Genomic DNA, 13,554 nt, shown 5'->3' on the forward strand with positions numbered 1-13,554 from the left:
TCCAGTCGGCGCCGAGCGCCGGTCACGGTGCGCGCCCGTTACGGTGAGGATCCCCCGATGACCGAGGCCCTGCAGCCGCCCCAGAACGCCCTCTCGCTCACGCCGCCCGAGCCCGTCGCCGCCGTCGCGACCACCTCGGCGCCGTCGATCGCGCCGAAGGTGCCCGAGCAGGCGCTGCCCGGGCTCGAGGCGAAGGTCGACGGCTACCTCGCGTCGCTGATGTCCGCGGAGGCGCGCAGCCCCGAGTTCGCGGCGAAGGCCAACGACATCCGCACGATGGGCGACGCCGACATCCGCTCGGCCGCCGACTCCTCGAACCGACTGCTGAAGACGCCCGTCCGGGCGCTGCAGGAGGGCGGGCTCTCCGAGGGCTCGACCATCGGCAAGACACTGCTGGAGCTGCGCCGCACGGTCGAGGACCTCGACCCCTCCGAGGACAACATCCAGAAGAAGATCCTCGGCTTCATCCCCTTCGGCAACAAGATCACCGACTACTTCCGCCGCTACGAGAGCGCGCAGTCGCACCTCAACGCGATCATCCAGGCGCTCTACGACGGCCAGGACGAGCTGCGGAAGGACAACGCGGCGCTCAACCTGGAGAAGCAGAACCTCTGGGACACGATGACGCGCCTCAACGAGTACATCTACGTCGCGGAGCGCCTCGACGTGAAGCTGTCGGCGAAGATCGCCGAGCTCGACGCGACCGACCCGGACCGCGCCCGGGCGCTGCGCGAGGACGTCCTCTTCTACGCGCGGCAGAAGCACCAGGACCTGCTGACCCAACTGGCCGTCTCGATCCAGGGCTACCTCGCGATCGACGTCGTGATCAAGAACAACGTCGAGCTGATCAAGGGCGTCGACCGCGCGACCACGACGACCGTGTCGGCGCTGCGCACGGCGGTCATCGTCGCGCAGGCGCTCGCCAACCAGCGCCTGGTGCTCGACCAGATCACCGCGCTCAACACCACGACCTCGAACATGATCGAGGCGACCTCGCGGATGCTCGCCGAGCAGTCCGCGAGCATCCAGTCGCAGGCGGCGTCGGCGACGGTCGGGCTCCCGCAGCTGCAGGCCGCGTTCGCGAACATCTACCAGACCATGGACTCGATCTCGGACTTCAAGATCAAGGCGCTCGACAGCATGGCGCAGACCGTCGGCGTGCTCCAGGTCGAGACCGCGAAGGCCGGCGAGTACGTCGAGCGGGCCCGGCGCAGCAACTCCGACATCGACGCGGCCTCCTCGCTCGATCTCGGCCGCTAGCCGATGGGCTGGCTCTCCCGCCTGTTCGGCGGCACCGACCCGGTGCCGGAGGAGACCGCGCCCGCACTCCCGCGCGTGCCGTCCAGCGACGACATCCTCGCGGCGCTCGACCGGGTCGCGGCGGAGACCGCGGGCAAGGTCCCGGCGATCGTCGCGGCCCGCATCCGCCGGGTCGACGAGACCGTGCGCGAGATGGTGCCGCGCCTGGACCGCCTCGGCGGGATGAGCCGGCAGGGCCACACCGTCGTCGCGACGGCCACCAGCTACCTGCCCGAGGCGGTCGAGGGCTATCTGCGCCTGCCGCGCGACTTCGCCGACCGCCGCGCTGTCTACAAGGGGAAGACCTCGCTGATGATCCTCTGCGACCAGCTCGACCTGCTCGGGGGCACCCTCGACCGGATCTCCGACGCCGTCTCGCGGCAGGACGCCTCGGCGCTGATAGCGCACGGGCAGTTCCTCGCCGAGAAGTTCACGGAGTCGTCGCTGTCGAGCGGGCTCGACGCGCCGGCCGCTCCGACGACGCCCACCGCCCCCGGCTCGCTGACCCCGCCGAGCGCCTCGTGAGCACGCTGCCGGCGTCGCTCGACGCGCTCGTCCTGGTCGGATCCGCGGCCGGGCTCGACGGCGCCGCCGTGCGCGCCGAGGGCGCCCGGCTCGCTGCCGCGGTCGCCGAGTCGATCACCGGGGCCGGGCAGGACTGGCTCGCCGAGACCGGCACGACCGGCGGCCTCGAGGCGTTCTTCACCGCGGCGTCGAGCGCGCGGCGCTGGCGCAGCTCGCCGACCGACCTGCTCGCAGGGCTGGTCGCGGCGCGCTCGGAGCAGGCCGGGGCGTACGCGCGGGCGCTGACCGAGGTCGTGTCCGCGGCGAGCGCGCTGGGGGAGCCGGGCATCGGCGGGATCGCGGCGGCGTCGGCGACGGCGGCGGCGCAGCTGGGGGCGGTGCAGGGAGCGGCGGCTTCGCCGGCCGGCTCCTCCGCGCCCGAACTCCCGCGCGACCTTCCCGCCGGAGTCCCCGGCGTCGACGAGATCCTCGCGCGGCTGCGGCGGACCGAGCACGACGGGCCGCAGGACGAGCCGGGGCCGGTCGCCGCCGCGCCGCCCGCCTCTCCCGCGCCGGAAGCCGAGCCCGAGCCGGTCGAGCCGCCCGAGGCGATCGAGGACCTGCTCGCCGAGCTCGACGCGCTGATCGGCCTCGACCGGGTGAAGAGCGAGATCAAGCGGCAGACCCAGCTGCTCCGGATCGACACCCTGCGCCAGGCCGCGGGGCTGACCACGCCGACGCTCACCCGGCACCTCGTCTTCACCGGCAACCCCGGCACCGGCAAGACCACCGTCGCGCGGCTCGTCTCGCGGATCTACCGCTCGCTCGGCATCCTCTCGAAGGGCGTGCTCGTCGAGGTGGACCGCTCGGAGCTGGTGGCCGGCTACCTCGGCCAGACCTCGATGAAGACCGCCGAGGTGATCGCCTCGGCCCGCGGCGGCGTGCTCTTCATCGACGAGGCCTACGCGCTCGCGCTCGACCAGTACGGCGCGGAGGCGGTGACCACCCTGGTCAAGGACATGGAGGACCACCGCGGCGACCTGGTCGTCATCGTCGCGGGCTACTCCGGGCCGATGCAGGGCTTCCTCGACACCAACCCCGGGCTCGCGAGCCGCTTCTCCACCACCATCGACTTCGCGGACTACAGCGACGAGGAGCTGTCCGCGATCTTCGCGCGCCTCGCCGCCGCCGCCGATTTCACCCCGACGGAGGAGGCGGTCGCCGCCTTCGCCGACGTCGCCGCGGCGCAGGAGCGCACCGAGGCGTTCGGCAACGGGCGCTGGGTGCGCAACGTGCTCGACGCGGCCATCGCGCGTCACGCCTGGCGCCTGCGCGACACCGAGGAGCCGACGCTCGACGAGCTGCGGACCCTGGAGGCGGAGGACGTCGTGGAGGCGGAGCTGCCGGACGCGGAGTCCCCGGCAGCGGAGTCCGAGACCGACGCATCGACCGAGGAGATCGCATGAGCATCGCCACTGCCGCGCCGCCGGCTCCGCCCGCACCCGCGCAGACTGCGCCGGCCGCTCGGCGGCCGAACCTCCTCGCCCGCGCGACCTCGACCACTCCGCGCACCCTCCGCCTGCTGCTGGTGCTGACGGCGCTCGCCGCCGTGCTGTTCGGTGTCTTCGCTCAGCAGGCCGCGTCGCTGCAGGCGCGCGCCGCGCAGGAGGCCCGCGAGCAGGCCGCCCAGCTGATCGGCGTGCAGGACGTGCGGAACCTGCTCGTCGACGCCAACGCGATCGCGGCGAACACCTTCCTGGTCGGCGGACTCGAACCCGCGGAGCAACGGCAGACCTACGTGGACAACCTCGCCGGCGCGTCCTCGCGGATCGCCCGGCTCGCCTCCACGCAGCCCGACGACGCCGAGACCCTCGCGAAGGTCGCCACCAAGCTGACCACCTACAGCGGACTGATCGAGCAGGCCCGCGCCAACAACCGGCAGGGCTTCCCGGTCGGCTCCGCGTACCTCGACCAGGCCTCGGCGCAGCTGACCGATGCCGAGAAGGGGATCCTCACGGATCTCAACGGGCTGGTCACCCGCGGAGCGGACCGCGTCGCCGCCGCCTACGACACCGTGCGCTTCAGCGTGCTGCTGCTGATCGGCTCGCTCGCGATGCTGCTCCTGCTCATCGCGGCGCAGGTCTGGCTGGCGCGCAGGACGCACCGCTACCTCAACCGCCCGCTCGCCACCGCCACCGGGCTGCTGCTGCTGGCCGGGATCGGCGGCGCGCTCGTGCTCGGCTCGATCGCGGGGCGTGCGGCGGCGGTGCGCGCCGAGCCGTACCAGGCGACGCTCGTCGTCTCGCAAGCGCTCACCGCGGCGAGCGACGCGAAGTCGCTGGAGAGCTTCACGCTGATCAAGCGCGGCTCGGGAGCGGCCCTCGAGGCGGAGTTCCAGGCGGCGGCGAAGGACGCGGGCGACCGTCTGCAGGCCGGGGTCGACGACGGCATCGTCGACGGGGCGCTGCTGACGGAGCTGAACGCGTGGCTCGATCTGCACGCGGCGATCCGCGATCAGGACGACGGCGGGAACTGGGACGACGCGGTGGACCTCGCCACCGCCACCGGGGACGGCACCGCCAACGGCGCGTTCACCGCTTTCGCGAACGACGCGCGCACGGCGATCGTCGACGACACGACCACGACCCGCACCGAGCTCGACGACGGGAGCGCGACCGCCTCGATCGCCTCCTGGATCCTGCTCGCCGCCGGACTGGTGGGCGCCCTGCTCGCCTGGCGCGGCGTCGCGCAGCGACTGGAGGAGTACCGATGACCCGCCTCAGCACCCTGCGCACGGGCGCCGTCGCGCTCCTGCTCGGCACCGTGCTCGCCGTCTCCGGCTGCACCAGCGGCGCGAGCGACCTCGGCAGCATCACCGAGGCGACCACGCCGACCCCCACGGCGTCCGCGCCGTCGACCGCCGCTCCGGCCACGGCCGAGTGCTCGCCGTCGGCGGTCACCTCCTACGCGCCGACCGGCGTCACCGACAGCCCCCGCCTCGCGCAGATCCGGGACCACGGGAAGCTCCGTGTCGGCGTCTCCGCCGACACTCTGCTGATGTCCTCCCGCAACCCGCTGACCGGCGAGATCGAGGGCTTCGACATCGACATCGCCCGCGAGATCGCCGGCGCGATCTTCGGCGACCCGACCGCGATCGAGTTCGTGGTGATCACCTCGGCCCAGCGCCTGCCCGCCCTCAGCGGCGACGCCGCGACCCCCCAGGTCGACCTGGTCGCCCGCACGCTGACGATGACCTGCGACCGCTGGAGCAGCATCGCCTTCTCCTCCGAGTACTACGCCGCGGGGCTCAAGGTGCTCGTCTCGGAGAAGAACACGGCCAAGAGCATCGACGAGCTGGCCGGCGCGAGGGTCTGCGCGCCGCGGAGCACCACCACGCTCAGCCGGCTGGAGAGCGACTACCTCGATCTGCAGGCGGTCGCCGCCGACACGCACACCCAGTGCCTCGCGCAGTTCCAGGAGGGTTCCGTCGACGCGATCGCCGGGGACGACACGATCCTCGCGGGCTTCGTCGCGCAGGACCCCTACGCCAAGGTGATCGGCGACCAGCTCAGCTCCGAGCCCTACGGCCTCGGGATGCCGGCCGGCGACACCGACTACGTGCGCTTCGTCAACGCGGCGCTCGAGAGCATCCGCGCGGACGGCCGCTGGCAGAGCATCTACCAGCGCTGGCTCGGCGATCTCGGCACGGCGACGCCGCCCGCCGCCGTGTACGGACGCTGATGGCGGCCGGGACGAGCGCGCAGGGGGTCTCGGGGGCGGGCGTCTCGGAGGGGACGCCCGTCGCTCCGGGGCGCCTGGGCGAGGCGATCCCGCAGCGTGCGCTCTTCGACTACCTCGCTCAGCTCGGCCGCTGGCTGGAGCGGACGACCCGCGAGCTCTCGCGGCTCGACGCCGCCGCGCTCGCCTCGCCGCAGGCCGACAGCTACACCGCCGACGTCGTCCTCGCGCAGTCGCTGCGCGAGTCCGTGACCCGGCGGCTGGCCGAGCTCGAGGTCGTCTGGGACTCCGGCCGCGTCGACACCGTCGCGCGCGAGCGGATGTCGCAGCTGATCTGGGGACGGCTGGACTCCTCCGGCTCGGGCGGGAGCGCCGCCGTCTCGCTGGTCGAGGCCGTCCGGCTCTGCGACGCCGTCATCGGCCAGCTGAAGTCGCGCCTCGAGCTCGACCCGAGCGGCACCGACGTCGCCGGCCGGATCGTCGGGGTGCGCGCCGAGATCGAGCGCTGCCGCGACCTCACCCGCGACGCGCGCGGCACCGTCGACCAGGCCGCCGCCCAGCGCGTCGCGGTGCTCCGCTCGCGGCTGGACGCCCTCGCCGAGAAGGCCGGCCGCGGCGCCGACGTCTCCGGCCCGCTCGGCCAGCTGGAGAGCGACTCCGCCCGGCTGGAGCGCGACCTGATCATCGCCGCCTCCGAGCGCCGCGGACTCGAGCACGACCGGGTCCGCGCCCGCGAGCTGGCCGCCGCCGCGGAGCTGCGCGAGGCACCGCTGCGCGAGCTCGTCGCCCGCTGCCGCCGCGAGATCGCGGATCCGCCCCGCCTCGCGGTGCCCGACGTCTCGCGCCTCGGCGAGCCGCCGACCGGCCGGGAGGCGCTCGACGCGCACCTCGCCCGCCTCACCGCCGTCGGCCGGGCGTTCGACGCCGTCGAGGCCGCCTACACCTCGCCGCTGCGCGAGCGGGCCGCCCTCGGCTTCCGGCTGCGGGCCCTGCGCGAGCGCGCCGCCGCCAACGGCCGGGCCGCGTCGCCCGTCGGAGTCGCGGCCGACGCCGAGGTCCGCGCCGCGCTCGACGCGGTGCCCTGCTCGGTGCCGCTCGCCCGCCACCTGGTGGAGCAGTACGACGTGGTCACCCGCGACCTGCCCACCGCCCCGTCTCCCTCGCACCACCGGAAGGCCAGCTCATGAACGGCGACCCCTGCACCTCGACCCCGGGCTGCACCGGCGTCATCGAGGACGGCTACTGCAACGTCTGCGGGCTGCCGGCGGAGGCGCCGGCCGTCGCGGTGTCCGCTCCCACCGCGCGCCGCCCCGCTCCCGCGGCCGGCCCCGCGCCGGCCACCGCCTCCGCCGCCTTCGGCACCGGCTTCGCCGAGGGCGCGCCGAACGCGCAGGCCCCCGTCGGATCGAGCACCGAGGAGGCGGCCACCGCCCGCAGCGGCCGCACCTCCTCCGCCCGCCTCGCGACCGCCGCGCTCGGCTCGGCCCGCACGGCGCAGACCGGCTCGAAGACCACCCGCCGCGTCGGCACCACCTCCACCCGCCTGCGCGGGCCGCGGCTCGGCGCCGGGCTGACGACCGTCCCCTCGCGCCCCGCCGCCGATCCGATGGCCGCGCTGATGAAGGAGGCGGTGCTCCCCGAGCGCAAGCGCTTCTGCTCCAACTGCGGCACCGCGGTCGGCCGCGGCCGCGACGGCAAGCCCGGCCGCACCGAGGGCTTCTGCCCGAACTGCCGCACCCCGTTCAGCTTCACGCCGCAGCTCGCGAAGGGCGACGTCGTCGGCGGCCAGTACGAGGTCGTCGGCTGCCTCGCCTACGGCGGTCTCGGCTGGATCTACCTCGCCCGCGACCGCAACGTCTCCGGCCGCTGGGTCGTGCTCAAGGGCCTGCTGAACTCCGGCGACCCGGACGCGTACGCCGCGGCGGTGACGGAGCGGCAGTACCTCGCCGAGGTCGAGCACCCGCTGATCGTCGAGATCTACAACTTCGTCCTGCACGAGGGCGCCGGCTACATCGTGATGGAGTACGTCGGCGGGCCGAGCCTCAAGCAGATCCTGCAGGAGCGCCGCGACGCGAACGGCGGCTCCGCGGATCCGCTGCCCGTCGACCAGGCGCTCGCCTTCGTCCTCGAGGTGATGCCCGCCTTCGCCTATCTGCACGACCACGGGCTGCTCTACTGCGACTTCAAGCCGGACAACATGATCCAGGTCGGCGACCAGGTGAAGCTGATCGACCTGGGCGGCGTGCGCCGCGCCGACGACGAGGAGTCGGCGATCTACGGCACCGTCGGCTACCAGGCGCCCGAGGTGCCCGAGCTCGGGCCGTCGATCGCCTCCGACGTCTACACGATCGGGCGGACGATCGCCTCGCTCGTCCTCGACTTCCGCGGCAACCAGACCACCTACGTCGCGTCGCTGCCGCCGGTGTCCGAGACGCCGCTGTTCCAGAAGTACGACTCGTTCTACCGGCTGGTCGCGAAGGCCTGCGCGCCCGACCCTCAGGACCGGTTCGCCACCGTCGACGAGATGCGCGGGCAGCTGCTCGGCGTGCTGCGCGAGGTCGTCGCGACCGACCGCGGGCCGGGGCACCCCGCGCTGCACTCGACCGAGTCGGCGCTCTTCGAGGCGCCCGTCGCCGACGTGGTCGACCGCCCGCTGCCCTGGGACGCGCTGCCCGTGCTCAAGACCGACGAGTCGGACCCGGCCCGCGCCTGGCTCGCGGGTGTCAACGTCGCCGATCCGATCGTCCGGCTGCGCGCCCTCGCGCTCGCGCCGACCGTCACCGTCGAGGTGCGGCTCGCCCGCGCCCGCGCGGCGATCGAGGCCGAGCGCTGGGAGGACGTCGCCCGTGCGACCGGCGAGATCCTCACCGAGGACCCGTGGGAGTGGCGCGCGGTCTGGATGAGCGGGCTGGCCCAGCTCGCCCGCCACGACGACATCGGCGCCCGCGCCTCGTTCAACACCGTCTACGGCCAGGTGCCGGGTGAGCTCGCGCCGAAGCTCGCGCTCGCCGCGGCCTGCGAGTCGAGCGGCGAGCCCGAGGTGGCGGAGTCGCTCTACGTGATCTGCGCCCGCGCCGACGCCAACTACACCGCGCCCGCCGCCTTCGGCCTGGCCCGGGTCCGGCAGCACCGGGCCGACCTCGACGGCGCGCTCGACGCGCTCGACATCGTCACACCGACCCGCTCCTCCTACGTCGACGCCCGCCGCCGCCGCGCCGAGCTGCTGGCCGGCTCCGGCCGCGGACTGCCGGCACTCTCCGCCGCGCTCGCCAGCGTCGACACCGTCGCGATCGACGCGCGCACCCGGCTCGAGCTGACGACGGGGGTGCTGGAGTCGGCGCTCGAGCTGGTCCGCCGCGACGGGCCCGCCGAGGGCGCGACGATCGGCGGGATCGACGCCACCGAGCCCGCCCTCCGGGACGGCCTCGAGACCTCCTACCGCTCGCTCGCGGCCGCCACCCGCGAGAAGGAGGAGCGCCTGCGCCTCGTCGACCGGGCGAACGCCGTGCGCCGCTGGACGCTGACGTGAGCGGGGAGAGCGACGTGAGCGGGGAGAGCGACGTGAGCGGGGAGAGTTCCGTGAGCGCCGAGCTGTCGACACCCTGCCCGAACTGCGGCGAGCCGGTCTCCACCGGGGACGCCTTCTGCGAGGCCTGCGGGACGACGCTGATCGTCCCGGCCGCCGCGGCCGCACCGCCCGCCGCCGGGTCGGAGGAGCCGACCGCCTGCCTGCACTGCGGGGGAGCGATCGCCGACGACGGCTACTGCGAGCAGTGCGGTCAGCGCGCGCCGACCGAGCGCGAGCACTGGGCGGAGGCGCCGCACCCGCTGGTCGGCGGGGTCTGCGACCGCGGTATCCGGCACGCGGCCAACGAGGACGCGATGGCGCTCGGCGCGACGGCCGGCGAGGACGGCGGCCTGCGGACCGCGCTGCTGGTGGTCTGCGACGGCGTCTCCTCGACCCCCGACTCCGACACCGCCTCCCTCGCCGCGGCCCGCGCCGCGCTGAGCGCGCTGCGCAGCGAGGTCGGTGGCGAGGTGCACGGCGCCGAGCGCTGGGGCGCGCTGCTGCAGATGGCGGTCGCGCGCGCCTCCGGAGCGATCGACGCCGCGGTGCCCGAGAAGCGCGACAACCCGCCCTCCTGCACCTTCACCGCCGCGATCCTCGACGGCGCGCTGCTGGTCACCGGCAACGTCGGCGACAGCCGCAGCTACTGGATCCCCGACGCGGGCCCCGCCCGGCAGCTGACCGTCGACGACTCCTGGGCGCAGGAGCAGATCGCCTCGGGCGTGCCCCGCACCGAGGCCGAGTCCGCGCCCGACGCGCACGCGATCACCAAGTGGCTGGGTGCTGACGCCCACGACGAGTCGCCGACCCTCGCCTCCACCGTGCTCGACGAGCCCGGCTGGGTGCTCGTCTGCTCCGACGGCCTCTGGAACTACGCCTCGCCCGCCGACGATCTCGCGACCGTGCTGCACGACGCCGTCGCCCGCGTCGGCGACGACCCCGTCGCGCTGGCGGAGGCGCTCGTCGCCTGGGCCAACGAGCGCGGCGGCCAGGACAACATCACGGCGGCCCTGGCGCGCTTCGCGCCGGCGGCGGAGGCCGCGCCGCCGCCTTCCCTGCTGATCGAGTAGGCCGCGGAGCGGCCGTATCGAGATCCCCCCGCCGTGCCGCTCCGTCCATCCGAGGTGCCGGTGCCTGGACACATCCGCTCCCCGCGTCCGCGCCGTCCCCGCCTACCCTCGACCCCATGAGCATCGCCGAGTCGCCCGCCACCTCGCTGTCCACCGTCGGCCACTGGATCGACGGCGCCGCCTCGCCGTCGTCGTCCGGCCGCACCGCGCCGGTCTACGACCCCGCGCTCGGTGTCGCGACCAAGGAGGTCGCGCTGGCCGACGCCGCCGAGATCGATGCGGCTGTCGCCTCCGCCAAGGCCGCGTTCCCCGCCTGGCGCGACACCTCGCTCGCGAAGCGCCAGCAGATCGTCTTCAGGTTCCGCGAGCTGCTCGAGGCCAAGAAGGGCGAGCTCGCCGAGATCATCACCTCCGAGCACGGCAAGGTCCTCTCCGACGCGATGGGCGAGATCACCCGCGGTCAGGAGGTCGTCGAGTTCGCGACCAGCCTCGCGCACCACCTGAAGGGCGAGTACTCCGAGCAGGTGTCGACCGGCGTCGACGTCTACTCCGTCAAGCAGCCGCTCGGCGTCGTCGGCATCATCAGCCCCTTCAACTTCCCCGCGATGGTGCCGATGTGGTTCTTCCCCATCGCGATCGCCGCCGGCAACACGGTGGTCGTGAAGCCGTCCGAGAAGGACCCGTCGTCGGCGATCTGGCTCGGCGCCCTCTGGAAGGAGGCCGGTCTCCCCGACGGCGTCTTCACCGTCCTGAACGGGGACAAGGTCGCGGTCGACGGGCTCCTCGAGCACCCGGACGTGAAGTCGATCTCCTTCGTCGGCTCCACCCCGATCGCCCAGTACGTCTACGAGACCGGCACCAAGCACGGCAAGCGCGTGCAGGCCCTGGGCGGGGCGAAGAACCACATGCTCGTGCTGCCCGACGCGGACCTCGACCTCGTCGCCGACTCCGCCATCAACGCCGGCTTCGGTTCGGCGGGCGAGCGCTGCATGGCGATCTCGGTCGTCGTCGCCGTCGAGCCGGTCGCGGACGAGCTGATCGCGAAGATCCAGGAGCGCGCCGCGACCCTGCGGGTCGGCGACGGCCGCCGCGGCTGCGACATGGGACCGCTGGTCACCGAGGCGCACCGCGACAAGGTCGCCTCCTACATCGCGATCGCGGAGGAGGACGGCGCGAAGGTGGTCGTCGACGGCCGCGGCGTCGAGGTCGACGGCGACGAGAACGGCTTCTGGCTCGGCCCGACCCTGCTCGACGACGTCCCGATCACCTCGAAGGCCTACACCGAGGAGATCTTCGGACCGGTCCTCTCCATCGTCCGGGTGCAGTCCTACGAGGAGGGCGTCGCGCTCATCAACAACGGCGCCTTCGGCAACGGCACCGCGATCTTCACCAACGACGGCGGGGCCGCGCGGCGCTTCCAGAACGAGGTCGAGGTCGGGATGATCGGCATCAACGTGCCGATCCCGGTGCCGGTGGCGACGTTCTCGTTCGGCGGCTGGAAGTCGTCCCTCTTCGGCGACACGAAGGCCCACGGCGCGGAGGGCGTGCGGTTCTTCACGCAGCAGAAGGCCATCACCTCGCGCTGGCTCGACCCGTCGCACGGCGGCATCAACCTCGGCTTCCCGCAGAACTGAGCCGGGCCGCGAGATGCCACTTATGAGCGACTTCTACGGCGTGTCCTGCTCATAAGTGGCATCTCGCGGGGCCACCGCACACCGACCATCGCAAGGTCGAGCGCAACCGGCGAATCGCGTGTCAGCGATTCGTCGTGGGCGGACGTGCGTCGCTCTGCGGGGCGTCCCCCTCTCGCTCGGCCGACCGCGGCCGATCGACGACGGAGGAGGAGACCGGCGCCGAGAAGCACAGCGCCAGCCAGAGCTCCGTCCGAGCATCGACGTCATCCAGGTCGACACCCAGCGCCCGCTCGACCGCCGTGACGCGGTTCCGCAGCGTGTGCCGGTGCACGCCGAGCTCGCGGGCGGCCGGCTCCCAGGCGCCGTTGCAGCGGAGCCAGACGCGGGCGCTCTCGAGCAGCACGCCGCCCTCGGGGCTGAGCAGCGGCGCGAGCAGCCGCCGCGCGAGCGGCTCGGCACCCGCCGCCGTGAGCAGGCCGCGCATCCCCTGCGCCGACACGTCCTCGAAGCGGAGCAGCGGATGCTCCGCCGTCGCCCGGTCGGCCGCGCGCCGCGCCTCCACCAGCCCCCGCTCCAGCTCCGACCAGGCGATCGGCGCCGAGGACCCCGCCTGTGCAGTGTGCCGCTCCAGCACCCCCGCGATCAGTGCCAGATCCTCCGCACCCGTGATCACCACGAGGGCTCCGTCGCGCTCGGCGAAGAACAGCCGCGCCCCGTTCTCCTCCGCGAACACCTCCAGCTCGTCGAGCAGCGAGTCGCCGCGCACCGGCTCGCTCAGCACGCTCACGCGGACCGGCTCGGCGGGCAGCGTGCCCCAGAGCTGCCGCGCTGTGCGGGCCGCGACGTCGAAGGCCCCGGCGACGAGCAGCTCGAGCAGACCCGAGCGCAGCTGCCGCCGCGAGGTGTCGAGGGCGCGCCGCTGCTCGAGGGCGATGCTCGCGAGCCCGATGACGCTCGCCACCAGGTCGTTGCCGGCCGGATCCAGGGGAGTGCCGGTGCCGACCGCGAGCACCCCGCGCAGGTGGTCGCGCTGCCCGAGAGTCTGCAGGGTGACGCCGCCGCCGTCGTCGAGGCGGAGCCCCGCGCGGCTGCCCCGCGCGAGCGCCTGGCGCACGGCCGCGGCGACCGAGCGCTCCGCCGCCTCCGGCACGTCGAGCCGGGTCGGCAGGTGCACCCGCTGGCCGACCGCGTCGTAGAGCGCGACCCAGCAGTCCAGCTGGCGCTCCAGCTCCGAGAGGATCGCCGCGAGGCCGTCCGGGCGCAGCGCCGCCCGCGCGACCCGGCGCTGCGCCTCCAGCGACCACTCCAGTCGCTCGCGCTGCTCGCGCGAGATGACGTCCGCGACGAAGCGGATGATCCCCATGAACGGCGTCAGATCGGCGACCTCGAGCAGCGGCAGCCCCTGCCGCGCGCAGGCCGCGACGAGGGGAGCGGGCACCTCGTCGTGCACGATGCCGGTCGCGAAGCCGAGGGCGCGGATGCCCCGGCCGCGCAGGCGCGCGACGTACGCCTCCGAGAAGTCGGCGCCCTGCGTCCCGGGAGCCTGCTCGAAGTGCACCCCGTCGGTGAGCAGCAGCTGCCCCGACTCGAGCCACGGCGTCGGATCGACGAGGTCGGAGGAGTGCGCCCAGACCAGTGGAGCGTCGAGGGCCGCCTCGTTGTGCACGCCCGCGAGGACGTGGAGGCGGAAGGCCGGCTCGGCGAGCAGATCGCGGACGGTCGCGGGCACGGGCGGCTCCCT

At 74.0% G+C, this 13,554-nt stretch carries 10 protein-coding genes; 9 read left to right on the plus strand and 1 reads right to left on the minus strand.

The genetic code is table 11. The features are described 5' to 3' along the window. Positions 1-57: 57 nt before the first annotated feature. The 9 genes from MT355_RS17145 to MT355_RS17185 all read left to right on the plus strand — a co-directional run bounded on the left by MT355_RS17145 (position 58) and on the right by MT355_RS17185 (position 11,813). Entirely contained in the window at positions 58-1,260 is a 1,203-nt protein-coding gene (locus MT355_RS17145; protein ID WP_123444926.1) for a toxic anion resistance protein, read from the plus strand. A 3-nt stretch (positions 1,261-1,263) separates the two neighbouring features. After that, positions 1,264-1,824, plus strand: a complete 561-nt coding sequence (locus tag MT355_RS17150; RefSeq protein WP_185038661.1) for a hypothetical protein — start codon at positions 1,264-1,266, stop codon at positions 1,822-1,824. After that, positions 1,821-3,269 (plus strand): AAA family ATPase, encoded by a 1,449-nt coding sequence (locus MT355_RS17155; RefSeq protein ID WP_243600481.1) that lies wholly within the window; start codon positions 1,821-1,823, stop codon positions 3,267-3,269. The genes MT355_RS17150 and MT355_RS17155 overlap by 4 nt, the downstream gene beginning before the upstream one ends. Next, a complete protein-coding gene (locus MT355_RS17160) occupies positions 3,266-4,576 on the plus strand; it encodes a hypothetical protein (RefSeq protein ID WP_243600482.1) in 1,311 nt (436 codons plus the stop codon). Before MT355_RS17155 ends, MT355_RS17160 begins: the two co-directional genes overlap by 4 nt. Further along, positions 4,573-5,544: a glutamate ABC transporter substrate-binding protein gene (locus tag MT355_RS17165; protein ID WP_243600483.1), complete on the plus strand. Its 972-nt coding sequence runs from the start codon at positions 4,573-4,575 to the stop codon at positions 5,542-5,544. Before MT355_RS17160 ends, MT355_RS17165 begins: the two co-directional genes overlap by 4 nt. Beyond that, positions 5,544-6,728: a hypothetical protein gene (locus tag MT355_RS17170; protein WP_243600484.1), complete on the plus strand. Its 1,185-nt coding sequence runs from the start codon at positions 5,544-5,546 to the stop codon at positions 6,726-6,728. The genes MT355_RS17165 and MT355_RS17170 overlap by 1 nt, the downstream gene beginning before the upstream one ends. Further along, complete coding sequence (locus MT355_RS17175; protein WP_243600485.1) at positions 6,725-9,070, plus strand: serine/threonine-protein kinase; 2,346 nt, start codon at positions 6,725-6,727, stop codon at positions 9,068-9,070. The genes MT355_RS17170 and MT355_RS17175 overlap by 4 nt, the downstream gene beginning before the upstream one ends. Before the next feature lie 50 nt (positions 9,071-9,120). Beyond that, complete coding sequence (locus tag MT355_RS17180; RefSeq protein WP_243600486.1) at positions 9,121-10,179, plus strand: PP2C family serine/threonine-protein phosphatase; 1,059 nt, start codon at positions 9,121-9,123, stop codon at positions 10,177-10,179. A 116-nt stretch (positions 10,180-10,295) separates the two neighbouring features. Further along, complete coding sequence (locus tag MT355_RS17185) at positions 10,296-11,813, plus strand: CoA-acylating methylmalonate-semialdehyde dehydrogenase (RefSeq protein ID WP_279392520.1); 1,518 nt, start codon at positions 10,296-10,298, stop codon at positions 11,811-11,813. Between the two features lie 121 nt (positions 11,814-11,934). On the opposite strand, the gene MT355_RS17190 is transcribed toward MT355_RS17185, so the two are convergent. After that, complete coding sequence (locus MT355_RS17190) at positions 11,935-13,542, minus strand: PucR family transcriptional regulator (protein WP_243600487.1); 1,608 nt, start codon at positions 13,540-13,542, stop codon at positions 11,935-11,937. Between the last annotated feature and the right edge of the window lie 12 nt (positions 13,543-13,554).

The organism is Rathayibacter sp. VKM Ac-2929, from assembly GCF_022815495.1.
Lineage (GTDB): Bacteria > Actinomycetota > Actinomycetes > Actinomycetales > Microbacteriaceae > Rathayibacter > Rathayibacter festucae.

What these genes read in the sequence shown, in the direction of transcription:
- MT355_RS17145 (WP_123444926.1), top strand. Translation starts at nt 58, where the DNA reads ATGACCGAGGCCCTGCAGCCGCCCCAGAACGCCCTCTCGCTCACGCCG.
- MT355_RS17165 (WP_243600483.1), top strand. Translation starts at nt 4,573, where the DNA reads ATGACCCGCCTCAGCACCCTGCGCACGGGCGCCGTCGCGCTCCTGCTC.
- MT355_RS17170 (WP_243600484.1), top strand. Translation starts at nt 5,544, where the DNA reads ATGGCGGCCGGGACGAGCGCGCAGGGGGTCTCGGGGGCGGGCGTCTCG.
- MT355_RS17185 (WP_279392520.1), top strand. Translation starts at nt 10,296, where the DNA reads ATGAGCATCGCCGAGTCGCCCGCCACCTCGCTGTCCACCGTCGGCCAC.
- MT355_RS17150 (WP_185038661.1), top strand. Translation starts at nt 1,264, where the DNA reads ATGGGCTGGCTCTCCCGCCTGTTCGGCGGCACCGACCCGGTGCCGGAG.
- MT355_RS17175 (WP_243600485.1), top strand. Translation starts at nt 6,725, where the DNA reads ATGAACGGCGACCCCTGCACCTCGACCCCGGGCTGCACCGGCGTCATC.
- MT355_RS17160 (WP_243600482.1), top strand. Translation starts at nt 3,266, where the DNA reads ATGAGCATCGCCACTGCCGCGCCGCCGGCTCCGCCCGCACCCGCGCAG.